Below are 23,921 nucleotides of genomic sequence, written 5' to 3'. Positions count from 1 at the left end.
TTTCGGCGCAGATCACGCGAAAAACCAGCCGTAATGGGCACGTTGAAACAGGAGACGATCGCAGCACCACACGCACCACACGCACCACACGCAGCACCGCGCACCACAGCGAACGCAGCAAGCGAACACGGCGACGCACGACCGCCGCGGCACCCCAAAGCGCCGCGGCGCCCATCGAGGAAGTGGAAGAGTCGACGTATGCAGGTCTGGCCGGGACAGACGTACCCCCTGGGTGCCACGTACGACGGTGCGGGCACCAACTTCGCGGTGTACTCCGAGACAGCGGAACGCATCGAGCTGTCGCTGCTGCACGACGACGGCTCGGAGACCGCCGTCGAACTGCGGGAGACCGACGCGTTCGTGCGGCACGCCTACCTCCCCGGGATCATGCCGGGGCAGCGGTACGGCTTCCGGGTGCACGGCCCGTACGAGCCGGAGCGCGGTGACCGGCACAACTCCGCCAAGCTGCTGCTGGACCCGTACGCGAAGGCCGTCAGCGGCAGCATCGACTGGGACGAGGCGGTGTACGGGTACCACTTCGGCAGGCCGGACAGCCGCAACGACCTCGACTCGGCGCCGCACACGATGACGTCGGTCGTGGTCAACCCGTACTTCGACTGGGGCGACGACCGGCCGCCCCGCACCGACTACCACGAGACGGTGCTCTACGAGGCGCACGTCAAGGGCCTGACCATGCTCCACCCCGAGCTGCCCGACGACCTGCGCGGCAGCTACGCGGCGCTGGCGCACCCCGCGGTCATCGAGCACCTGACCGGGCTGGGCGTCACGGCCCTGGAGCTGATGCCGGTCCACCAGTTCGTGCACGACCACCGGCTGGTCGACGCCGGGATGGCGAACTACTGGGGCTACAACACCATCGGCTTCTTCGCCCCGCACAACGCGTACGCCTCCTGGGGCGACCGCGGGCAGCAGGTGCTGGAGTTCAAGTCGGCCGTACGGGCGCTGCACGAGGCGGGCATCGAGGTCATCCTCGACGTCGTCTACAACCACACGGCGGAGGGCAACCACCTCGGCCCGACCCTGTCCTTCCGCGGCCTGGACAACGCCTCGTACTACCGGCTCGCCGACGATCCCCGCTATTACACGGACACCACCGGCACCGGAAACTCCCTGCTGATGCGCAGCCCGCACGTCCTCCAGCTCATCATGGACTCGCTGCGCTACTGGGTGCTGGAGATGCGGGTGGACGGGTTCCGCTTCGACCTGGCGGCGACGCTGGCCCGCCAGTTCCACGAGGTGGACCGGCTGTCCTCGTTCTTCGACCTGGTGCAGCAGGACCCGGTGGTCAGCCAGGTGAAGCTGATCGCCGAACCGTGGGACCTGGGCGAGGGCGGCTACCAGGTGGGGAACTTCCCGCCGCTGTGGACCGAGTGGAACGGAAAGTTCCGCGACACCGTACGGGACATGTGGCGCGGCGAGCCGCGTGCCCTGGCCGAATTCGGCTCCCGGCTGACCGGGTCCTCCGACCTCTACCAGGGCGACGGACGCCGCCCGCTGGCCTCCGTCAACTTCGTCACCTGCCACGACGGCTTCACCCTGCGCGACCTGGTCAGCTACGACAACAAGCACAACGAGGCCAACGGCGAGGACAACCAGGACGGCGAGAGCTTCAACCGGTCCTGGAACTGCGGCGCCGAGGGCCCGACGGACGACCCCGGGGTACGGGAGCTCCGGGCCCGCCAGATGCGCAACTTCATCGCCACGCTGATGCTGTCGCAGGGCGTGCCGATGCTCAGCCACGGCGACGAGTTCGGGCGCACCCAGGGCGGCAACAACAACGCGTACTGCCAGGACAACGAGCTGGCGTGGGTGCGGTGGCCGGGGTCCGGGGACACCGGCGGGACCGGGGCGGGCGCGGCGGGCGAGCCCGGCACGGAGGCCGCAGGAGAGATGGCCGAGGAACCTGCCGAGGCCCGCACCGGAGAGACGGCCGAGGACCCCACCGGGTCCCCCACCAGCGGGGCCGGCCGGGAACCGGCCGCGGCGGGCTCCGACCCGGAGGACCGGGAACCGGCGGTCATCCGCGACGAGGACCGGGACCTGCTCGCCTTCGTCCGGCAGATGGTGTGGCTGCGGCGCGACCACCCCGTCTTCCGGCGGCGGCGCTTCTTCCACGGCCGCCCCATGGAGGGCACCCACGACGAGCTGTCCGACATCGCCTGGTTCACCGCGGAGGGCGAGGAGATGCGGCAGCGGGACTGGCAGGCGGCGCACGCCAAATCGCTGACGGTCTTCCTCAACGGCAGCGCGATCACCGAGCCGGGCCCCCGCGGCGAGCGGATCACCGACGACTCCTTCCTGCTGATGTTCAACGCACACGAGGACGACCGGGAGTTCACCGTGCCGGTCGACCACGGCCGCCAGTGGCAGGCGGTCGTGGACACCGCCCACCCGGAGGCCGTCGCCGACGGCGGCGGCACCAAGGCCCAGGCCGGCGACCGCCTCACCCTGCCCGGCCGCAGCATGCTGGTGCTCCAGCGGCCTGCTTAGCGCGCCCCGGGGGCGCCGGCCCGCCCCCGGCCGGGCCCCGCGGTCATCGGGTTCCCGGCGACGACCGGTCCGGGTACTCCGTACGCGGTGGGCCGGGCTCCGCCATTGCGGTGGTTCCCGCCGGTTCCGTACGACCGGCTCGGGTAGCCGTACGGCGTACTCCGGGTGGTCGTCTCATGGAGCGGCCCGGCCGGACCGGGCCGCTCCGCGCGGTGGGCGCCGAGTACGGAGGTCACCGGCCGCCGCCGGCCGGCCCGCCGCCCCGGCCCGCACGGTTGGTACGGACGAAGTGTTCCGGCGTCAGGGCGTGCCCGGCCGGATGAAGCAACAAGCCGTCCGGCGGGTACGGGTGTTCCCATGACGGCCGATTCCAGTGCGCCACCCTCCGCCACTGCGCCCCCCACCGCCACGTACCGGCTCCAGCTCCAGCCGGACCTGCCCTTCGCCGCGGCCGAGAAGGCCGTGCCGTACCTCGCCGCGCTGGGCGTCTCGCACCTCCACCTCTCCCCCGTCCTGGCGGCGGTGCCCGGCTCCACGCACGGCTACGACGTGGTGGACCACACGCGGGTACGGGCCGAGCTGGGCGGCGAGGAGGGCCTGCGGGCCCTGGCGGCCACGGCCGCGGCGCACGGGCTGCGGCTGGTGGTGGACACGGTGCCCAACCACATGGCCGTGCCCGCGCCGGAGTCGCTCAACGCCCCCCTGTGGGCGGTGCTGCGGGACGGCCCCGCGTCCCCGTACGCGCGCTGGTTCGACATCGACTGGGACGGCGGGCACGGCGGGCGGCTGCTGCTGCCGGTGCTCGGCGGGCGCCTGGGCGACGAACTGGGGAACATCCGGACCGACGGCGACGTGCTGCGCTACCACGACCACGCCTTCCCCATCCGGCCCGGTACGGAACACCTGCCGCTGCCGCGCCTGCTGGACGCGCAGTGGTACCGGCTCTCCTGGTGGCGGCTGGCCCGCAGCGAGATCAACTACCGCCGGTTCTTCACCATTTCGGAGCTGATCGGGGTGCGGGTCGAGGAGCCGGAGGTGTTCGAGGCGACGCACAGCACCCTCCTGCGGCTGCTGCGCGAGGGCGTCGTCGACGGGCTGCGCGTCGACCACCCGGACGGCCTGGCCGCTCCCGGCGAGTACCTCGCCCGGCTGCAGGCCGCCACCGGTGGCCGCTGGACGGTCGTCGAGAAGATCCTGACCGGCCGGGAGCGGCTGCCGCGCGGCTGGGCGTGCGCGGGCACCACCGGGTACGACGCGCTGCGGCACATCGACGGCCTGTTCGTCTGCCCGCTCGGCTCCGGCCGCCTGTTCAGCGTCTACCGGGACTTCGTCGCCCCGCTCGCGGACGCGGGCGGCGACTGGGAGGAAACGGTGCGCCGCGCCGCCTACGAGGTCGTCACCCACGATCTCGCCGCGGAGGTCGACCGGCTGGTGCGCACCGCCGGGCGGATCAGCGACCGGGCGTCGCACCAGGGCGACCACGCGCCCTGGGCCCTGCGCACCGCCGTCCGCGAACTCCTGGTCCGGCTGCCCCTGTACCGCCCGTACGCCACCGACGGCGCCGGGGCGCGCGACCCGCGGCGCGGCGAACAGGACGCGGCGATGCTGGCCGAGGCCGCCGCGCGGGCCCGTACCGTCTTCCGCGCGCCGCAGGAGGCGCTGGCGGTGGACCTGGTGCGCGACCTGGCGCTGGGCCTGCTCGGCAACGGCCCGGACTGCGCGGACTTCGCCGCGCGGTTCGCCCAGACCTCCTCCGCGCTGCGCGCCAAGTCCGTGGAGGACACCGCCTTCTACCGCTACGTACCGCTGCTGTCGGCCTGCGAGGTCGGCGCCGATCCCGGGGCGCCGACGGTGGGCGTGGACACCTTCCACGCGTACTGCGCCCGCATCCAGCGGGACTGGCCGCTGACCGCGACGGCGCTCTCCACCCACGACACCAAGCGCAGCGCCGATGTCCGCGCGCGGATCGCCGTCCTGACCGAATGCCCGGACCGGTGGCGGGAACTGCTGCGCCGGGTGTCCGCGGGCCCGGCGGGCGGCGAGGGCCCGCAGCCGCCGGACCAGCACCTGGCGTGGGTGGCCTGGCAGACCGCCTTCGGCCTCGGCAAGCCGTCCACCGAACGGCTGATCCCGTCGGTGCTCAAGTCCGTACGCGAGGCGGGACTGCACACGTCCTGGACGGATCAGGACGCCGGCTACGAGGAGGCGGTCGGCGACTTCCTGCGCGGGGGCCCGTGCGGGCCCGCGGCGTCCTCGCTCACCGAACTGGCCGCGGAACTCGCGCCGTACATCCGCGCGAACGTGCTGAGCGCGGCCCTGCTGCACCTGACGATGCCGGGCGTGCCCGACCTGTACCAGGGCACCGAGACCGAGTTCAACGCCCTGGTCGACCCCGACAACCGCCGCCCGCCCCGGCTGCGCGCCGACCTGCTCACCGAGCTGGACGACGGCGGCACGGCGCCGCAGGACCTGTCCGCGGAGAAGCTGCTGCTGACCGCGTCGGCCCTGCGGCTGCGGCGGTCCCACCCCGACTGGTTCGGCGCCGAAGGCACGTACACACCGCTGCACGCCGAAGGCACGGCGGCCGGCCACTGCCTGGCCTTCGCACGGGCCGGACGGACCGGGCAGGCGGTAACGGTGGCCACCCGGCTCTCGCTCCGACTGGCCGAGGACGGCGGCTGGCGCGACACGGAACTCTCCCTGCCGGGCACGGGTGCGGGTACGGGGACGGGCTGGCGCGAGCTGTTGACCGGCCGGCAGGTACCGGGCCCGGTGGTGTGCCTGCGCAAGCTGCTGGCGCGGTACCCGGTGGCGCTGCTCGTCACGGAGGGCTGAGGGGGCGGACGTCCGGCGCCCGGCCGGAGCGCCCCGGCCGGAGCGTCCCGCCCCGGAGAAATGGAGTTGCGCCGCTCCCGCCTCCCGGTCACCATCGGCGCGTACGACTCGCACCCCACGCGTACGGACCCTTCCGTACGCCCCATGCCCCAGGCAGGAGCAACGGAATGCGCCGAAACCTCGGAACGACCCAGCGCCCTAACCGGACGACAGTTCCCGAGGTATCGACCACCCATGCACACCCTGAACATCGGCATTCTGGCGCACGTCGACGCAGGTAAGACCAGCCTGACCGAGCGGCTGCTGTACGCGACCGGCACCATCGACCGCCTCGGCAGCGTGGACGCCGGGGACACCCGTACGGACACCGGCGCCATCGAGCGGGCGCGCGGCATCACCATCCGGTCCGCCGTCGCCTCCTTCACCGCCGGTGACGTCCAGGTCAACCTGATCGACACCCCCGGGCACTCCGACTTCATCGCCGAGGTCGAGCGTGCCCTGGGCGTACTGGACGGCGCCGTGCTGCTCCTGTCCGCCGTCGAGGGCGTACAGGCGCGTACGCGTGTCCTGATGAAGACGCTGCGACGGCTGCGGCTGCCCACCCTCCTGTTCGTCAACAAGATCGACCGGGCGGGCGCGCGGACCGACGCGCTCGTGGCAGACATCCGCCGCGGGCTGACGCCGTACGCCGTCCCGATGGCCGCCGTGCACGACGCGGGCACCCCGGACGCGCGGACGGCCCCGCTCCGCCCGGAGACCCCCGCCGTACGGGCCCGGCTGACCGAACTCCTCGCCGACGCCGACGAGGGCGTCCTCGCCCGCGCCGTGGACGGCCCGCCGCCCACCCCGGACGAGCTGCGGGCCGCACTGGCCGCCCGGACCGCCGACGGCACGGTGCACCCGCTGTACTTCGGTTCGGCGATCGGCGGGCAGGGCGTCGGCGCGCTCATCGACGGCATGACGTGGCTGATCCCGCCGGGGCCCGGCGCCGCCGACGCACCGCCGCGCGGCACGGTCTTCGCCGTCCGGCGCGAGCCCGGCGGCGGCAAGAGCGCCTACCTGCGGCTCTACGAGGGCGAGTTGCGGCCGCGTCGGCCGGTCACGCTGCACCGGCGGGAGCCGGACGGGACGGCCGGTCACGTCGAGGGGCGGATCACCGCCCTGGAGGTCGTGGGCCGGCCGCCGGGCGACCGGGGGCCGCTCACCGCGGGCAACATCGCGGTGCTGCGCGGCCTGCCCGGCATCCGCGTCGGTGACCGGCTGGGCGGCGAGGCGCCCGGCCCCTGCCCGGCCCCGGAAGCGCCCGGCCGCCCCCAGGAAGAGGCGCTCTTCTCCCGCCCCACCCTGGAGACCGTGGTGCGCGCCCGGCGCCCGGCGGAAGCCGCCCGGCTGCGCGCCGCGCTGCTGGGCCTGGCGGAGCAGGACCCGCTCATCCATGCCCGGCCCGCCGCCTCGGGCGCCACCTCGGTCCTGCTCTACGGAGAGGTCCAGAAGGAGATCATCGCGGCGACGCTCCTCCAGGACCACGGCATCGCGGCCGACTTCGAGCCGAGCCGGGTGGTATGCGTCGAACGCCTCCTGGGCACCGGCGAGGCGTACGAGGAGATCGAGGGGCGCGCCCATGTCGGCTGGTGGGCGACGGTGGGCCTGCGCGTCGAGCCCGGCCCCCGGGGCTCCGGCCCGCGGTTCGCGTACGAGACCGAACTCGGCGCGCTGCCGCACGGTTTCCACCAGGCCGTCGAGGACACGGTGTACGCGTCGCTGCGCTCCGGGCCGCGGGGCCTGGCGGTCACGGACTGCCGGGTCGTGCTGACCCGCTCCGGTTTCGTGGGGCCGCTCAGCACGGCCGGTGACTTCCGCGGCGTCACGCCCGTCGTCCTGGCGCGTGCCCTGCGCCGGGCCGGCACGCGGGTGTACGAGCCGTGCCACGCCTTCGAGGCGGAGGTGCCGCTCGACACGATCGCCTCGGTGACCGCGCAGCTGGCGGCGCTGGGCGCCGAGTTCGAGGACACCTCGGCGGCGGCGGACGCCTGGCTCGTGACCGGCACCCTCCCGGCCCGCCGGGTGCCCGAGTTCGAGCAGCGCCTGCCGGGCCTCACCCGGGGCGAGGGGACGTGGTGGTCCCAGCCGTCGGGGCCGTCGGGCGACCGGCCGGTGCCGGAGGGGGCTGCGTACGCCCCGGTCCCGTCATGACCGGGACGGGGGACGACGGGCGGTGTCACTGACCCGGTGCCTGCGTGCGGGGGGGCGGGGCGCCGGACCCGGTGCTCCGCCCCCTGCCCGCCGGTGAGGACGTATCCCCCGCTCACCCGCCGGTGAGGACGTACCCCACGCTGCCGAACGCGACATGGTCGCCGGGACGCACCAGCACCTCGCCCACCACCCGGCGGCCGTTGACGCAGGTGCCGTTCGTGGAGCCGAGGTCGCGCAGGAGCCAGTCGCCGTTCGCGCTGCGCAGTTCGGCGTGGGCGCGCGAGACCGTGTCGTGGTTGAGGCGCAGGCCGGAGCCGGGGGCGCGGCCTATGAGGAGGGGGAACGGGCCCGGCGTGGGCAGAAGCAGCTTCGGCAGGCGCTCCCGGCGCCATGCCCGGCGGACCGTGATGTTGAACTCCGACACCTTGCCCACCGCGCGCAGCACGGCGCCCTCGACCCGGCTCCGGGAGGCCAGGTCGGCGGTGGCGGCGGCGAGTTCGGCGTGCTGGCGGGCGCTGAGCACCAGTTCCAGCCGCCGCAGGAAGGTGTCCTGGGACAGCCGGCCCTGGGCCGCGCCCTCGCGCAGCAGTTCCAGGGCGCGCTCCCGGTCGGCTTCCGACGGGCGTGCCGGTCGGGCCGGGAACTCCAGCGATGTCATGCGGTGATTGTCCGGTGCCCGCGCGCCGGTGTCCAGCCGGGCGAACGGGCGTCGGGCCCGCCCGGTGGCGGCGGGACCAGCTGGGAAAACAGTGGCGTCGGGTGCACCGTCGGGCTACGATCTGCCGCAGCCCCGGATGAGGAAGAGGAGGTGGGCGCCGTGCCGAAGTACCCGTTCCCGCGCTCCCGCCCCGTCCGCCGGGCGTTTTTGGGCTGAGTCCGGCCCGCCGGGAGCGCATCCGCCGCCTTCCGAGAGGTTCCCATGACCGAGTTGGTCATCCGCGCGCTCACCGAGAGCGACGCGCACCTGTTCGACACACTGGACGACCCCACCGCCGGCCTCGTCGGCCACCTCCCCTTCGGCCGCCGCTACGAGACCTTCGCCGAGGGCGGCGACTACCGCCCGGAGTGGACATGGGTGGCGCTGCGCGACGGCGTCGTGGTGGCCCGCGCCGCCTGGTGGGCCGCGCCGGACGACACCCGCCCCGTAGCCCTGGACTGGTTCGACTTCGCACCGGGCGAGTCGGAGGCGGCGGTCCGCCTGCTGCGCACCGCGCCCCTGCGCGCCGAGTACGTCCTGCAACTGCCGCCCGGATGGCGGGACCAGGAGGCGGTACGGGACGCCGCCCGTGCCCGTATGGACGCGGCTGCCGCGGCCGGGCTCGAACCGCTCGTCGAACGCTTCCGCTACACGTGGACGCCCGAGTGCGGGCTGCCGGAACCGCCCGGACGGCTGGTGTTCCTGCCGGAGCCCGACGACGGGGTGTTCCTGGACATTCTGCGGCGCGTCGAGACCGGCTCGCTGGACGCCCACGCCCGGCGGGCGATCGCCGAGGGCGGCGTGGAGCAGGCCGCCCAGGAGGAGCTGGACTTCTTCAACTGGTGCCCCTCGCCGCGCGACTGGTGGCGGGTCGCCTGGACGGCGGACCCCGGCCGGGGAGGCGAGGCCGTCGGGGTGCACGTCCCGGCCCGTAACCTCCGGGCGCCCGTCATCGGCTTCCTCGGCGTCGTGCCGGAGCACCGTGGCCGGGGGTACGGCTACGACCTGCTCGTGGACTGCACCCGGCACCTCGCGGCGCACGGCGCGCGGAAGATCCTCGGCGAAACGGACCAGCCGAACGTCCCGATGGCGGCGGCTTTCGCCAAGGCGGGCTACCCGATGACGCAGGAGCGTGCATTCTTCGTGTGAGGACGGGCGGAGCGTGCCGCGTCCGCCGGCCGGACGAAGGAGGACAGCCGTGCTCTTCGAGGTGTGGGCACCGAACGCCGGACAGGTCGCGCTCCAGTTCGTCACGCCCCGCGGCCGTGCCGCGGACGGCGCGGCGGGCGAGGGGTACGCCCTGACGACGGGGCATGCCGCGGCGACGGGGTCGGCTCCCACGGGGCGGGTGCCCGCCGAGCACGTCCCCATGGAGCGCGACCCCGGCCGCGCGGGCTGGTGGCGGGCCGACGCACCGGCCCGCCACGGTGACCGCTACGGCTTCCGTCTCGACGGCGGCCCGCTCCTGCCCGACCCGCGCTCGGTCCGGCTGCCCGAAGGGCCGGACGGACCGAGCGCGGTCGTCGAGCACGCCCGGTTCGCCTGGCGGCACGACTGGCCCGGCCGTCCCCTGCCGGGCGCTGTCCTGTACGAGCTGCACACGGGCACGTTCACCGACGCGGGCACCTTCGACGCCGCCGTCGAGCGCCTGCCCCACCTCGCGGGTCTGGGCATCACCCATCTGGCGCTGATGCCGGTGTGCCCGTTCCCCGGGACGCACGGCTGGGGGTACGACGGCGTCGCTCCCTGGGCCGTACACGAGCCGTACGGGGGGCCGGACGGGCTCAAGCGCCTGGTGGACGCCGCGCACGGGCACGGGCTGGGCGTCGTCCTCGACGTCGTGCACAACCATCTGGGTCCGTCGGGCAATCATCTGCCCGCCTTCGGGCCGTACTTCACCGAGACCCACCACACGCCGTGGGGTTCCGCGGTCAACCTCGACGCGCCCGGGTCGGACGAGGTGCGCGCGTACTTCGTAGAGAGCGCGCTCGCCTGGCTGCGCGACTACCGCATCGACGGTCTGCGCCTGGACGCCGTGCACGCTCTGATCGACACCAGAGCCCGGCATTTCCTGGCCGACCTGTCCGCCGCCGCCGACGCCCTCGCCACACACCTGCGGCGCCCGCTCTTCCTGATCGCCGAGTCCGACCTCAACGACCCGCGCACCCTCGCCCCGCGCGCGGGCGGCGGCCACGGCCTGCACGCGCAGTGGAACGACGACTTCCACCACAGCCTGCACACCGCGCTGACCGGCGAGTCCCAGGGCTATTACGCCGACTTCGCCCGCGCGCCCCTGGCCGCGCTGGCCAAGACGCTGACCGGCGGCTTCTTCCACGACGGTACGTACTCCAGCTTCCGCGGCCGACGGCACGGCAGCCCGCTGGACCGGCGCGCGACCGCCGCCCACCGCCTGCTGGCCTACGCCCAGACACACGACCAGATCGGCAACCGGGCGCTCGGCGACCGGCAGGCGGCCGGCCTCTCCCCCGGCCTGGTCGCCTGCGGGGCCGCGCTGGTGCTGTGTTCCCCGTTCACGCCGATGCTGTTCATGGGCGAGGAGTGGGCGGCCCGTACGCCGTGGCAGTACTTCACCGACCACACCGACCCGGAGCTGGCCGAGGCGGTACGGAACGGACGCCGCCGTGAGTTCGCCGGGCACGGCTGGCGGGAGGCGGACATCCCGGACCCGCAGGACCCGGCCACGCGGGACCGTTCCTGCCTGGACTGGTCGGAGCCGGAGCGCGAACCGCACGCGGCGCTGCTCGCCTGGTACCGCACCCTGCTCGCGCTGCGCGCCGCCCACCCGGCGCTCACCGATCCCGATATGACGCGCACCCAGGTCGCGTACGACGAGGAGGGCCGCTGGCTGTCCCTGCGGCGCGGCCCGGTGCGGGTGGTGGTGCGGCTCGGCGGGGGCGGTACGGCCGAGATCCCGGGCGGGAGCGCGCGGGCCCGGGTGCTCGCGGCGTGGCCGGACGCCCTGGGCGCCCCGGACGTCATCGCGGCCGGCCCGGGCGGCGTCCTGCGACTGCCGCCCGAGTCGGCCGTGGTGCTGCTGGAACCGGAGGCGCGGTGACCGTCGCCCCCGCCGTGGGGATCAGCGCGAGAACTCCGCGACGAACGCGTCGCAGAACGCCTTCAGGTCGTCCGGCTTGCGGCTGGTGATCAGCGTGTTCGGGCCGCCGGTGCAGACCTTGACCTGTTCGTCCACCCAGGTGCCGCCGGCGTTCTCGATGTCCGTCCGCAGGCTCGGCCAGGACGTCAGCGTACGGTCGCGCACCACGTCCGCCTCGATCAGCGTCCACGGCGCGTGGCAGATCGCCGCCACCGGCCTGCCCGCGTCGAAGAAGCCGCGGACGAAGGCCACGGCCTTCTCGTCCAGCCGCAGCGCGTCCGGGTTGGCGACGCCGCCGGGCAGCACCAGCCCGTCGAAGTCGCCGACCTGCGCCTGGTCCACGGTCCGGTCGACGGGGAAGGTGTCCGCCTTGTCCAGGTGGTGGAACGCCTGGACGCGGCCGGACTCGGTGGAGACCAGCTTCGGCGTGCCGCCCGCGTCGATCACCGCCTGCCACGGTTCGGTCAGCTCGACCTGCTCGATGCCTTCGGGTGCTACGAGAAACGCCACCTGCATGGCCGCTCATCCTTTGCGTTCGTCTTGCGTGTGTACGCGTCCTGCGTACGAAGGGGTGTTCCCTGTGCGGTCTTCTTTTCGCATCCCCGGTCACAACCGGGCAAAAACGTGCCAAACGGGAGGTGATTCATCCTGGAGAAGCGGGTACCGGGATGCGCCGCCCCGCAAACAGGGCCGCGTGATTTTCTGGACCGACCGTCCATCGACGGTTCACCTGATGGACACTGTGTCCATGCCCCTGCGTATCGCCGACCTCCTTGCCCGCCCCGAGCTGAACCTGTCGGTGACCTACGACGTCCCGGCCGGGCTGCTGGACCGCACCGTCGAGGCCGCGACCGTCTCCGACCTGCTGCACCCGGGCAAGTGGCTGCAGGGCGGCGAGCTGCTGATGACGATCGGCCTGGTGCTGCCCATGGAGCCGGCGGCCTGCCGGGCGTACGTCCGCGACGTGACCGAGGGCGGGGCGGCCTGCCTGGCGCTCGGGCTGGGCCGCGGGCTCCCGTACCAGGAAGCCCCCGCACCGCTCGTCGAGGCCGCGCGCGAAGCGGGCCTGCCGCTGCTCACCGTGCCCGACGAGGTGCCGTTCATCGCGGTCACCAAGACGGTGTTCGACGCGCGCGCCGACGAGCAGCGCGCGGTCCTGCACCGGGCGTTCGCGACGCAGCGGCGGCTGACCGCGGCGGCGACGGACAGCGGGCTGCAGCCGATGCTGGAGGAGTGGACCGCCGCCACCGAGGTCGGCGCGGCGGTGCTCGATCCGCTCGGGCGGCTGCTCGCCACGGGCGGCGGCCGCCGGACCCCGCCACCGGCCGCGGCCCGGGACCTCGTCGAACGGGTCGCCGCGCGCGGGCTGCGCGGCAGCGCGTCCAGCACGGCGGGCGGCCGTCAGATGGAAGTGCAGCCACTCGGCGCCCGGCGGCTGCGCGGCCTGCTGCTGCTCACCGGCTTCCCGGACGCGGCGGCCCGCGCCGTGATCCCCGGCCTGGTCTCGCTTCTCTCCCTGGAGCTGGAGCGCCGCCACCTGATGGACGAGCCGGAGCGGCGCCGCAGGTCGGCGCTGCTCGCGGAACTGCTGTCCGACGAGGAGGGCCCTGCGGGCCGGGCCCAGGACATCCTGGCCGCCGCCGGTCTGCACGACGACCGGGTGCGCGGCGTCGTCGTCGAGCCCCCGGCCGCTGCCCCGGCGGACAGCGGCCCGCACGACATCGCCGCCGACCTGGCACTGGCGGTCCCCGGCGGCCTGATCCGGGTCGCGGAGAGCGGGCTCGTCGAGGCGGTGGTGGGCGCGGGCCTGGATGTGCGGGACGTGCTCGGCCGGTTCGCGCCGCGCTGTCCCGCGGGCATCGGCCCGCTCGCCCCGCCGGACGCGGTGCGGGTATCGCTGCGGCAGGCGGCGGGGCTGCTCGGCGTCAGCCGGGCGAGCGGGGTGCCCGAGGAGGCCCGGCAGAGCGCGGCGAGCCGGCTGCTGCTGGACCTCGGCGACCGCCGTACGCTGCACGGCTACTCCGACGCCGTACTCGGCCCGCTCGACCTCGCCGACCACGGGGAGGAGTTGCTGACGACGCTCGCGGCCTGGCTGGAGACCGGCGGCGCGTGGGACGCCACCAGCCGCCGCCTGGGCGTGCACCGGCACACCGTACGCAACCGCCTCGACAAGGCGATGGACCTGACAGGCCGTCGGCTCGACGACCCCGACGACCGCTTCGACCTGTGGCTGGCCACCCGCATCCGGCGCGGCGGCGACGCCCCGCCCGGCGGCGCCGGACGCCCTTGACGACCGCCGTCACTTCCGGATGTGTCCAACAGCCCACCCCCCTGCGTGTCCCCGGCGACGCATCCTGTCCTACCGTCAGGTCATGCAGATCCCATGCTCCGAAGGAGACCGCACCGCCGAGGCCGACCGGGGGAAAGCCGCGCCCGGGAAGCTGATGGCCATCAGTGACCTGCACATCCGCTATGAGGAGAACCGCGCCATCGTCGAGCGGCTGCGTCCCGCCTCGGACGCCGACTGGCTGCTGGTCGCCGGGGACATCGGTGAGTACGTCGAGGACATCCGCTGGGCGCTGACCGTGCTCAGCCGCCGTTTCGCCAAGGTGATCTGGGTGCCCGGCAACCACGAACTGTGGACCCCGTCCAACGACCCCGTGCAGCTGCGCGGGGTCCGGCGCTACGAACACCTGGTGGAGATCTGCCGGGAGCTGGGCGTCCTGACGCCCGAGGACCCCTACCCCGTCTGGGAGGGCGAGGGCGGCCCGGCCGTGATCGCCCCGCTCTTCGCGCTGTACGACTACACCTTCCGCCCGCCCGGCACCTACACCAAGGAAGCGGCGCTGAAGGTCGCCGAGGAGGCCGGGGTGGTCTGCACCGACGAGTTCTTCCTGCACCCGGACCCGTATCCGACCAGGGAGGCCTGGTGCCGCGCCCGGGTGGCGGCCACCGAGGCCCGGCTCGCCGAGATCCCCGAGGACCTGCCGACGGTGCTGGTCAACCACTGGCCGATCGTCCGCGAGCCCACCGAGCCGCTGTGGCACCCGGAGTTCGCCCTGTGGTGCGGCACCGAGGCCACCGCCGACTGGCCCCGCCGCTTCCGCGCCACCAGCGTCGTCTACGGCCATCTGCACATCCCGCGCACCATCGAGGTGGACGGCGTCCCGCATGTGGAGGTGTCGCTGGGCTACCCGCGCGAATGGCGCCGCCGCAAGGCGGAGCCGGGGCAGCAGGTACAGATCCTGCCTGCGGCGGCGCGGGCCCCGCAGTTCTGACGGGGCCGAGCGGTGTGCGGCCGCCGGGCCGGCTCGACGCCGGACCCGGCGGCCCCGGGAACAGCTCCCGTCAGCTCCCGTCCGGTGCCAGCCGCACCGAGATGGAGTTGATGCAGTACCGCTGGTCGGTCGGTGTCGGGTAGCCCTCGCCCTCGAAGACATGGCCGAGGTGGGAGCCGCAGCGGGCGCAGCGGACCTCCGTGCGGACCATGCCGTGCGAGCGGTCCTGGAGGAGCTCCACGGCGTCGCTGTCCTTGGGGTCGTAGAAGGACGGCCAGCCGCAGTGGCTCTCGAACTTGGTCTCGGAGCGGAACAGCTCGGCGCCGCAGGCACGGCAGGAGTAGACGCCCGCCGTCTTCGTGTCGGTGTACTCGCCGACGAAGGCGGGCTCCGTGCCGCCCTGGCGCAGGACCTGGTACTCCTGCGGGGTCAGCTCGGCGCGCCACTGCTCGTCGGGCTTGTCGATCTCGTACGGCATGAGTCCCTCTTCTTCCTCTCAGCTCAGCTCTGCAGGCGCGCGAGGATCTGCGGGCCCAGTTCCGTCACGTCGCCCGCGCCCATGGTGAGAACAAGGTCGCCCGGCTCGGCCATTCCTGCGACGACCCCGGGGGCGGCGTCCTTGTCGGACTCGGTGACCCGGGCGCCGGTGGCCCGCGCCGCGTCGATGATCACGGCGCTGGTGATGCCGGGGATCGGGTCCTCGCGGGCCGGGTAGATGTCGAGCACCACCGAGGCGTCGGCGAGGGCGAGCGCCTCGCCCATCTCCTTGCCCAGCTCCTGGGTGCGGGAGAAGAGGTGCGGCTGGAAGACGACCAGGACGCGGGAGCCGGTGGCGGCGCCGCGGATGGCCTCCAGGTCGGCGGTCATCTCGGTGGGGTGGTGCGCGTAGGAGTCGATGACCTGGACGCCGGCCGCCTCGCCCTGGAGCTGGAGGCGGCGCTTGACGCCGGTGTACGTGCCGAGCGCGGAGGCGAGGTTGTGCGGCGGCAGGCCGAGGGCGGAGCCGGCGGCGAGGGCCGCGACCGCGTTCAGGGCGTAGTGCCGGCCGGGCACGGAGACGGTGAAGGTGAGGATCTTGCCACTGGTGAGGGTGACGGTGACCTCGCTGGTCAGGCCGCGCTGGTTGATCTTGAGGACCCGTACGTCGGCGTCCTCGGCCTCGCCGTAGGTGACGATCTCGATGTCGAGGCGGCCGGCGAGACGGGAGGTCAGCTCGCGGGCGCCGGGGTGGTCGGCCGAGACGACGAGGGTGCCGCCGGGGCGGATGCGGGCGGCGAACGTCTCGAAGGACTCGTAGATCTCCTCCATCGAGGCGTAGTTGGCGTGGTGGTCCAGCTCCACGTTGAGGACGATGGCGACCTCGGGCGCGTACTTGTGGAAGCTGCGGTCGCTCTCGTCCGCCTCGGCGACGAAGATCTCGCCGCTGCCGTGCTCGGCGTTGGAGCCGGGGGCGTCCAGGTCGCCGCCGATCGCGTACGACGGGGACAGGCCCAGGGAGGCGAGGGAGACGGCCAGCATGGAGGTGGTGGTCGTCTTGCCGTGCGTGCCGGCCACGGCGATCGGGCGCAGGCCGTCCATGAGGGAGGCGAGCGCGTCGGAGCGGTGCACGACGGGGATGCCGCGCTCGTGGGCGGCGGCCAGCTCCGGGTTGTCGGCGCGGATCGCGGAGGAGACGACGACGCTGGTGGCGTCCTCGGCCAGGTGGGCGGCGGCGTGGCCGATGTGGACCGTGGCGCCGGAGTCGCGCAGGGCGCGGACGGTCGCCGACTCCTTGGCGTCGCTGCCCGCGACCCGGGCGCCGCGCTGCGCGAGGATCTTCGCAATGCCGGACATCCCGGCGCCGCCGATGCCGATGAAGTGCGGTCGGTCCATCGCGTCGGGGATGCCCGGGGCCGATGCCATGCGTCAGTCTCCTGCTCGTCGATCTTCACGGTCCGTACGAGCACGATTCTCGCACCCGGCACCGACAGCCGGTGCCGGGTGGGCCCGGGGACCGCGTCAGCGGCGGATCAGGCCGCGTGCGGTGGCCGCGGCCACCGCCGAGGTGCGGGAGTCGACGCCCAGCTTCGCGTAGATGTGCACCAGGTGGGACTTGACGGTGGCCTGGCTGAGGAAGAGCTGTTTGCTGATCCCGGCGTTGGACAGGCCGTCCGCGACGAGCTGGAGGACCTCGGTCTCGCGGCGCGAGAGGGCCGCGGCGGGCGCGCGCATGCGGTCCATCAGGCGCAGGGCGATGGTCGGCGCGAGGGCGGACTTGCCGGCCGCCGCGGTGCGCACGGCGGCGGCCAGCTCCTCGGGCGGCGCGTCCTTGAGGAGGTAGCCGGTGGCACCGGCCTCGATGGCGGCGAGGATGTCCGCGTCGGTGTCGTACGTGGTCAGCACGAGCACGCGCGGGGCGCCTTCGCGGGCCGTGATGGCGGCGGTGGCCTGCGAGCCGAGCATCCGGCCGCCGAACTGGAGGTCCATCAGGACGACGTCGACGTCCGGGCGGGCGGCCCGTTCGACGGCCTCCTCGGCGGTGGGGACGTCCGCGACGACCTCGAAGTCCGGTTCGGTCTCCAGGACGGCGCGCAGTCCGGCCCGTACGACGGGGTGGTCGTCGGCGAGGAGGAGACCGATGGCGGCGGGCGCGGGCCGGGGGCCGGGGGCGGTCTCGGGGCGGTGTGTCACGCGGTGGCCTGTTCCGGGGGGCTGTCGGGGTTGTGCGGGGCGCTGTCGGGAGCGTGGGAGGGGCCTTCGCCGTCGGCGGCCGGTTCCGGGTACGGCAGGGTGACGGCGACCGCCGTTCCTTCACCGGGGGCGGACTCCACGGCCAGTGTGCCGTGCAGCGCGCGGGCGCGGGCGCGCATCGCGGCCAGCCCGAAGCCGGTGCCCGCGGCGGCCCCGGAGCCGGGGGCCGGTACGTCGTCGGGCGCGAAGCCGGCGCCGTCGTCGACCACGTCGAGGGCGACCTCGGTGTCCATGTAGGAGAGGGTCAGCTCGGCCCGCCCGGCGCGCGCGTGCTGGACGGCGTTGGCCAGCGCGGACTGCGCGATACGGAGCAGCGCGACCTCGTGCGGGGTGGGCAGCTCGACGGGCGCTCCGGAGACCTGGCAGTGCACGGCGAGGCCGGCGGAGCGGGCGGTGGTGGCACACAGCCGCTCCAGGGCGGCGGGCAGCGATCCGGCCTCCAGGTCGGGCGGGCTCAGTGCCCGTACGAAACGGCGGGCCTCGGCGAGGTTGTCGACGGCGGCCTGCCGGGCCTGCTGGACGTGGCCGAGTGCGGCGGCGGTGTCCGGCCGCCTGGGCGCGGCGCGTTCCGCGGCCCGCAGCAGCAGCTGGATGCTGGAGAGCCCCTGCGCGAGGGTGTCGTGGATCTCGCGGGCGAGCCGCTCGCGCTCGGCGAGCACCCCGGCGGCGTGCTCGGCGGCCGCCAGGTCGCTGCGGGCGGCGGTCAGCTCCTCGATGAGGCGGCGGCGCTGTTCGCTCTCCCGGTACAGGGCCTGGTAGCCGAGGACCACGGCGACGGCGACGGCCGCGCCCAGCGCGGGGCCGACGACCGTGCCGACGGTCAGCGTGCGGGTGTGCCAGCCGAAGCCGCCCACCGCGACGAGCGTGGTGACCAGGACCGCGGGCAGCGCCCAGCGCAGCGGCAGCAGGTGGAGCTGGACGAAGAAGAGCGGGAAGGCGAGCCAGACGCCGAGGGGCGTGAGGGCGAGCAGGACGGCCCATACCGCCATGACGGCGGCGAGCCAGAGCGCCGCGGCGGCGGTGGAGGTGCGGACCGGCGGCAGCGTGGGGCCGACGGCGTACACGGCGAGCAGCAGGACGGCGGCGCCGACGACGGCCGGCGCGTTCGCGCTGTGGTCGGCCACGGCCCGTACGGCGGCGAGCGCCAGCAGCGCGGCCACCATCAGGTGCAGGCAGGCGCGCAGCACCCGCAGGGCGGGGGTGAGGGAGTGCGGAGTCACGGCCCTTCCAGGCTAGGCCTCCGGGCCCGTACCGGCATCAATCAAAAGGTGGAGGGCGGCCCCCGCCTTTCGATCCGGGCGAACCACTCCGGGGCGCGATGCCCGGCACCCCCTCCCCCGGCGACGGTGGGGACCAGCCGCCGGGCGACGGGCCCGGCGCCGACGGAAAGGACGGCCGGGACCCCGTGTTCGTCGCCTGGAGAGACCTGAGATTCGCCAAGGGCCGCTTCGCCCTGATGGGCACCGTCATCGTGCTGATCACGGTGCTGGTGGGGCTGTTGTCCGGCCTGACGGCGGGGCTGGGCCGGGAGAACACCTCGGCAATCACCTCGCTGCCCGCCGACCGCCTCGCCTTCGCCGCCCCGGCCGGCGGCGGTGACGACGTCTCCTTCACCGACTCGCACGTCGAGCGGCGCACCTGGGAGGCCTGGGCCGACGTGCCGGGCGTCCGGTCGGCGGAGCCGCTGGGGATCGGCACGGTCAAGGCCGCGGCGGGCGGCGGCGCGGAGCAGCGGACCGCCGCGCTGTCCGCCTTCGGGGTGCGGCCCGGCTCGGACCTGGCGCCCGGGGCCGGGCGGATCGCGGACGGCTCGGCGGTGCTGTCCGCGAAGGCCGCGGACGAGCTGGGCGTGCGGGCCGGCGGCAGGTTCACGCTGAACGGGCGGACGCTGACGGCCACGGCGGTGTCGGGCGAGGCGATGTACAGCCACACGCCGGTGGTCTGGACGTCGCTGGCCGACTGGGCGGCGGTGTCGGGCGGAACGGGCGCTGGAAACGGTGGTTCCCGGGCCTCCGGCGGCGGCGCGGACACGGCCACGGTGATCGCCCTCACCACCTCGTCGGACGCCGGCCTGTCCACCGCCGACCGGCGGCTGGGCACCCGTACGGTCACGACCGGCGAAGCGCTGCGCGCCATCGGCTCGTACACCGCGGAGAACGGCTCGCTCCAGCTGATGCGCGGCTTCCTGTTCGCCATCTCGGCGCTGGTCATCGGCGCGTTCTTCACGGTCTGGACGATCCAGCGCAGCGGCGACGTCGCCGTGCTCAAGGCGCTCGGCGCCCCCACCCGCTACCTGCTGCGCGACGCGCTCGGCCAGGCCGTGGTGCTGCTGGTGATCGGTACGGGGGCGGGCACCGCGCTCGCGGCGGCGGTCGGCGCGGCCGTCGGCGGCGCCGTGCCGTTCGTCCTGGACCCGGCCACCGTCCTGGTCCCGGCCCTGGTCATGATCGCGCTGGGGGCCGTCGGTGCCGCGCTGTCCATCCGCCGCATCACCGCCGTCGATCCGCTGACCGCGCTGGGGAGCGCGCGCTGAGCCCGGGGCTTTCCGGCCGGAACGGCTGCTTTCGCGGCCGAGCCGCCCGCTGCCCCGCCTTTCCCCGCCCCTGACGCTTTTTGTGAGACCGCTTCCTTCCGGCCCCGCAGATCCGGTTCGGCACGCGCGGACTATTCCAGGAGCAATTCCGCGATGGGCTGAGCAGTACGAACCGCCGGTACGCCCCCCGGGGACGACCCGCCCATTCCGGTTCCGGGAATTACGGTGCCGGCCCCAGACGACTCCCCGGCCCATTCCGAAAGCCCGAAAAGCCGGACTCGTACCGCGCCCCATTCACCGCACGAACTCCACCCCGATCCCCTACCCAGCGACGGTTCCCATGAATGCGAACTCCCACCTCCACGCACAGACCGACCCGCGGTCCCGCACGGGCCGCGGAACCGGAACCCTGCCGCCCGCAGGCCTCGCCCTCACCGGCGTCACCCTCACCTACCCGGACGGCGCCGACCGTCTGACCGCCCTCGACGACGTGAGCCTGGACGTGCCGCCGGGGACCGTGGCCGCCGTGGTCGGGCCCTCGGGCTCCGGCAAGTCCAGCCTGCTCGCGGTGGCCGCGACCCTGATCACCCCGGACAGCGGCCGGGTGGTGATCGACGGGACGGACACCACCGGAATGAGCCGGGCCGAACTGACCGCGCTGCGCCGTACCCGGATCGGCACGGTCTTCCAGCAGCCCAATCTGCTGCCGTCCCTGACCGCCGCCGAGCAGTTGCAGGTGATGGCGCACCTGGACGGCCGCTCGCCGCGCGCGGCCCGGCCGCGGGCGCTGGAACTGCTCGACGCGGTCGGCCTGGCCGACCAGGCGGCGCGCCGCCCGCACCAGCTCTCGGGCGGCCAGCGGCAGCGGATCAACATCGCCCGCGCGCTGATGAACGAGCCGGCCGTCCTGCTGGTCGACGAGCCGACCAGCGCGCTGGACCACGAGCGCGGCGCCGCGGTCCTGGACCTGCTCATCACGCTCACGCACCAGCGCGCCACCGCCACCGTCCTCGTGACGCACGACCGCGCCCACCTGGAGTCGGTGGACGCGGTCGCGGAGGTACTGGACGGGCGGCTCAGTTCGCGGCGGAGTCCCCTCCGGGGCCGGTAGCCGGGCCCTTGGCCGGATTCTGCGCCACGTCCTGGGCCGGGTCGTCGGCGGCGTGCGAGAACAGCTTGAGCACGGGCACGCCGACCTTGTGCCGGGCCCGGGAGGCCCAGTCCCGGTGGAAGAACTCCTCGACGAAGTGCGGTGCGGTCAGCACGATCACCTCGTCGGCGCCGGTCTCGTCGACGACCGACCGCAGCAGGTCCAGGGGGTGGTCCTCGACGACCTGCCCGATGGCCTCGGCGCCCGCACTCCGCAGGGCGCCGAGGGTGTAGCTCAGGGCGCGCTCGGCGGGCGGTTCCGCCCGGTCCCCCTCCGGCTCGTCGCCCTCCCGTACGGCGTCCTCGAACTCGCCCAGGGCGACGTCGTCGATGGCCCTGAGCAAGCGGTCCTGGTTGCCGCGCGGCTGCATGAGGACGACGAAGGAGACCTGGTCGTCGCCGTGCAGCGTGGTGACGAACTCCACGTCGGCGGGCGTCAGGGGCTTCTCGATCATCAATACACTCGTGAACACGGCGGGCGCCCTTCTTCTCATCTCTCGCGGTCCGCTCCCGGGAGCGGACCGACAGAAACCATCCTGCCCCGTCGCCACACGGGGCCTGTTGGCCTTTAGTGTGCCCAGCGGGAGCTAAGCGGAACGAATAATTCCGCCTTTTGTTCAGGACCGACGGTAACGGGTGAACAGGAAACCGGCCTCCTCCAGTACGGACGCGAGTACGAATCTTTCCGGAACGGTCGTCACCGGCGCGTTCATGATGCGCGAGGCGTCACCGGCGACCACCAGCGGTGCCAGCGAGAGGCACAACTCGTCGAGTGCCCCGCTTCCGGCGAACTGACCCAGGAGCCGCGGCCCGCCCTCCGTCAGCAGCCGGGTCAGGCCACGCGCGGCGAGCGCGCCGACCACCCGCGACGGGTCCACGGCACCGCCCTCACCCGCGAAGACGATCTCCGCACCGGCCTTGCGGGCGGTGCGCACCCGGTCCTCGTCGGCCCCCGCGCCGGTCACGACGACCGTGGGCACCAGCGGCTCGGTGAACAGCGGCTGCGAGAAATCCAGGTCCAGGCTGGCGGTGACCACCGCGACGGCGGGGGCCGGGTGCTGCCCGGCCGCGGCCCGGCGCGCGGCGAACGCCTCACGGGCGCGGGCCGGGCGGTAGCCCTCCTTGCGCACGGTCTCGGCGCCGACGACCACCGCGTCCGCGAGCCCGCGCAGCACCCCGAAGATCCGCATGTCCGCGTCGCTCGACAACGGCTGCGAGCGGCCCTCGTGGTGGGCCGCGCCGTCCAGCGAGGAGACCATGTTCGCCCGCAGCCAGCCCGCGCCCTCGCCGGTCCGGGGATACGCGTAGAAGTCGGCCAGTTCGTCCAGGCTCCACCGGCGGTCGGTGAAATCGGCGGGGGCGGCCGTACCGGAATCGTCCGAACCTGTCGTACGGGAAACACCGGCATCCGCCGTACGGGAATCGGCGGCACCGGCCGTACCGGAACCGGGGGCGCCGGAAACCGCTTCGGTGTCGGTTCCCGTCGCGGTTCCGGCAATCACTCCCGGTTCCGTTCCGAGGGCGGACGCCACCGCGGCGGAATTCTCGTCATCCGAAGCATCCGAAGTGCCCGGGAAATCACCGGACCGTACGTGCGGGGCGGGAATGGGAAACAGGCGTCGCATACGCGGCAGTGTGACATGCCTCGCTCACCCGGCCGAGTCCTCCCGCACAGCGGCTAGGCTGGACGGCTGTGTCGTCTTCCCAGCCCTCGTCAGAACCGTCCTCCCCCATAGCCGGACCCCCGGCCGACGGGGACAAGGCGGCCCCCGCCGCGCTCACCGAGCGCGCGCCGCACGTCCCGGCCGACCGTCTGGTGGCGGAGATGGTCCCGCCGCCGCGGTTCCAAAGCGCGCGCTTCGAGACGTACATCCCGGACCCGAACCAGCCCAGCCAGGCCGCGGCCGTCGACGTCCTGAGCAGCTTCGCCGCGGGGATCGGCGGCGGCACCGGGCCGTCCGGCGGCAAGCGGCGCTGGTTCGGCCGGAGCGCCAAGAAGACGACGGCCCCCTCCGGCCCCCGCGGCGTCTATCTCGACGGCGGTTACGGCGTCGGCAAGACGCACCTGCTGGCCTCCCTCTGGCACGCCACACCCGCCGACCCCTCGCTCAAGGCGTTCGGTACGTTCGTGGAGCTGACGAACCTGGTCGGCGCGCTCGGTTTCCAGCAGACCGTGCAGACGCTCAGCGGCCACCGCCTGCTGTGCATCGACGAGTTCGAACTGGACGACCCCGGCGACACCGTCCTCGTCTCCAGCCTGCTGAGCAGGCTCGTCGAGGCGGGCGTCGCCCTCGCCGCCACCTCCAACACGCTGCCCGGCAAGCTCGGTGAGGGCCGCTTCGCCGCGGCGGACTTCCTGCGCGAGATCCAGGGCCTGAGCGCCCACTTCCGGCCGCTGCGCATCGACGGCGAGGACTACCGCCACCGCGGTCTGCCCGACGCCCCGCCGCCGTTCGACGACGCGACCGTCACCCGTGTCGCCCACCGCACGCCCGGCGCCTCGCTCGACGACTTCCCGGCGCTGCTGGACCACCTCTCCAAGGTGCACCCCAGCCGCTACGGCGCGATGTGCGACGGCATCACCGCCGTCTGCCTGACCGACGTACAGGCGGTGCCGGACCAGTCCACCGCGCTGCGCCTGGTCGTCCTGGCGGACCGGCTCTACGACCGCGAGGTACCGGTGGTGGCCGCCGGCAAGCCGTTCGACGCGCTGTTCAGTGAGGACATGCTCAAGGGCGGCTACCGGAAGAAGTACTTCCGCGCCATCTCCCGCCTCACGGCGCTGGCCCGGGACGCCAAGCCGCTGACGGAGGCGTAGGCCGGGTCTTCCGGACCAGTCTGGGCCGGGCCCCGGGCAGACGTGGCGTAGGCGCGGCGCGG

The 23,921-nt window shown here is 74.0% G+C and carries 18 protein-coding genes; 10 read left to right on the top strand and 8 right to left on the bottom strand.

Translation table 11 applies throughout. The annotated features are described in order from the left end of the window. Positions 1-198 precede the first annotated feature (198 nt). From glgX to otr(A), 3 genes are all read left to right on the top strand, one after another. A complete protein-coding gene (gene glgX / locus ACFV57_RS04945) occupies positions 199-2,511 on the top strand; it encodes a glycogen debranching protein GlgX (RefSeq protein ID WP_385225770.1) in 2,313 nt (770 codons plus the stop codon). Positions 2,512-2,868: 357 nt separating this feature from the next. Beyond that, the gene (gene treY, locus ACFV57_RS04940; protein ID WP_385225768.1) at positions 2,869-5,346 is read left to right on the top strand and encodes a malto-oligosyltrehalose synthase; all 2,478 of its coding nucleotides are present in this window, start codon (positions 2,869-2,871) and stop codon (positions 5,344-5,346) included. Between the two features lie 234 nt (positions 5,347-5,580). After that, positions 5,581-7,539 carry a tetracycline resistance ribosomal protection protein Otr(A) gene (gene otr(A) / locus ACFV57_RS04935; RefSeq protein ID WP_385225766.1) on the top strand — a complete coding sequence of 653 codons (1,959 nt, stop codon included), beginning with the start codon at positions 5,581-5,583 and terminating at the stop codon, positions 7,537-7,539. A gap of 112 nt (positions 7,540-7,651) precedes the next feature. Here otr(A) and ACFV57_RS04930 read toward each other — a convergent pair whose 3' ends face one another. Then, positions 7,652-8,197, bottom strand: coding sequence for an FHA domain-containing protein (locus tag ACFV57_RS04930; protein ID WP_385225764.1), 546 nt, complete (start codon positions 8,195-8,197; stop codon positions 7,652-7,654). A gap of 261 nt (positions 8,198-8,458) precedes the next feature. Here ACFV57_RS04930 and ACFV57_RS04925 point away from each other — a divergent pair, with 261 nt between their 5' ends. Next, entirely contained in the window at positions 8,459-9,385 is a 927-nt protein-coding gene (locus ACFV57_RS04925) for a GNAT family N-acetyltransferase (protein ID WP_385225762.1), read from the top strand. A gap of 49 nt (positions 9,386-9,434) precedes the next feature. Beyond that, positions 9,435-11,312: a malto-oligosyltrehalose trehalohydrolase gene (treZ, locus tag ACFV57_RS04920; RefSeq protein ID WP_385225760.1), complete on the top strand. Its 1,878-nt coding sequence runs from the start codon at positions 9,435-9,437 to the stop codon at positions 11,310-11,312. A gap of 21 nt (positions 11,313-11,333) precedes the next feature. On the opposite strand, the gene ACFV57_RS04915 is transcribed toward treZ, so the two are convergent. After that, entirely contained in the window at positions 11,334-11,867 is a 534-nt protein-coding gene (locus tag ACFV57_RS04915) for a type 1 glutamine amidotransferase domain-containing protein (RefSeq protein ID WP_385225758.1), read from the bottom strand. A 217-nt stretch (positions 11,868-12,084) separates the two neighbouring features. Here ACFV57_RS04915 and ACFV57_RS04910 point away from each other — a divergent pair, with 217 nt between their 5' ends. Both ACFV57_RS04910 and ACFV57_RS04905 read left to right on the top strand, forming a co-directional pair. After that, complete coding sequence (locus ACFV57_RS04910; protein WP_385225756.1) at positions 12,085-13,641, top strand: PucR family transcriptional regulator; 1,557 nt, start codon at positions 12,085-12,087, stop codon at positions 13,639-13,641. Between the two features lie 82 nt (positions 13,642-13,723). Then, positions 13,724-14,629, top strand: coding sequence for a metallophosphoesterase family protein (locus ACFV57_RS04905; protein ID WP_385225754.1), 906 nt, complete (start codon positions 13,724-13,726; stop codon positions 14,627-14,629). Positions 14,630-14,699: 70 nt separating this feature from the next. On the opposite strand, the gene msrB is transcribed toward ACFV57_RS04905, so the two are convergent. The 4 genes from msrB to ACFV57_RS04885 form a co-directional block, all read right to left on the bottom strand. Continuing rightward, positions 14,700-15,107, bottom strand: a complete 408-nt coding sequence (msrB, locus tag ACFV57_RS04900; RefSeq protein WP_030024422.1) for a peptide-methionine (R)-S-oxide reductase MsrB — start codon at positions 15,105-15,107, stop codon at positions 14,700-14,702. 23 nt (positions 15,108-15,130) lie between these two features. Further along, positions 15,131-16,531, bottom strand: coding sequence for a UDP-N-acetylmuramate--L-alanine ligase (gene murC, locus ACFV57_RS04895; protein ID WP_385225752.1), 1,401 nt, complete (start codon positions 16,529-16,531; stop codon positions 15,131-15,133). A gap of 96 nt (positions 16,532-16,627) precedes the next feature. Further along, entirely contained in the window at positions 16,628-17,299 is a 672-nt protein-coding gene (locus ACFV57_RS04890; protein ID WP_385225750.1) for a response regulator, read from the bottom strand. Continuing rightward, entirely contained in the window at positions 17,296-18,522 is a 1,227-nt protein-coding gene (locus tag ACFV57_RS04885; RefSeq protein ID WP_385226102.1) for a sensor histidine kinase, read from the bottom strand. Before ACFV57_RS04885 ends, ACFV57_RS04890 begins: the two co-directional genes overlap by 4 nt. Before the next feature lie 242 nt (positions 18,523-18,764). Here ACFV57_RS04885 and ACFV57_RS04880 point away from each other — a divergent pair, with 242 nt between their 5' ends. Both ACFV57_RS04880 and ACFV57_RS04875 read left to right on the top strand, forming a co-directional pair. Beyond that, a complete protein-coding gene (locus tag ACFV57_RS04880; protein WP_385226100.1) occupies positions 18,765-19,892 on the top strand; it encodes an ABC transporter permease in 1,128 nt (375 codons plus the stop codon). Positions 19,893-20,232: 340 nt separating this feature from the next. After that, a complete protein-coding gene (locus ACFV57_RS04875) occupies positions 20,233-21,003 on the top strand; it encodes an ABC transporter ATP-binding protein (RefSeq protein WP_385225748.1) in 771 nt (256 codons plus the stop codon). Here the strand turns inward: ACFV57_RS04875 and ACFV57_RS04870 are convergent. Together ACFV57_RS04870 and ACFV57_RS04865 are read right to left on the bottom strand one after the other, a co-directional pair. After that, positions 20,969-21,496, bottom strand: a complete 528-nt coding sequence (locus ACFV57_RS04870; protein WP_385225746.1) for an indole-3-glycerol phosphate synthase — start codon at positions 21,494-21,496, stop codon at positions 20,969-20,971. The genes ACFV57_RS04875 and ACFV57_RS04870 overlap by 35 nt on opposite strands. Before the next feature lie 162 nt (positions 21,497-21,658). Continuing rightward, the gene (locus ACFV57_RS04865) at positions 21,659-22,543 is read right to left on the bottom strand and encodes a pyrimidine reductase family protein (protein ID WP_385225744.1); all 885 of its coding nucleotides are present in this window, start codon (positions 22,541-22,543) and stop codon (positions 21,659-21,661) included. A 191-nt stretch (positions 22,544-22,734) separates the two neighbouring features. On the opposite strand from ACFV57_RS04865, the gene zapE reads away from it, so the two are divergent. Beyond that, on the top strand, positions 22,735-23,859 hold the full coding sequence (gene zapE / locus ACFV57_RS04860; protein ID WP_385225742.1) for a cell division protein ZapE: 1,125 nt from the start codon (positions 22,735-22,737) through the stop codon (positions 23,857-23,859). Positions 23,860-23,921 lie beyond the last annotated feature (62 nt).

The organism is Streptomyces sp. NPDC059788 (assembly GCF_042732265.1).
GTDB lineage: Bacteria > Actinomycetota > Actinomycetes > Streptomycetales > Streptomycetaceae > Streptomyces.
This window is presented reverse-complemented; position numbering and strand designations above follow the sequence as displayed.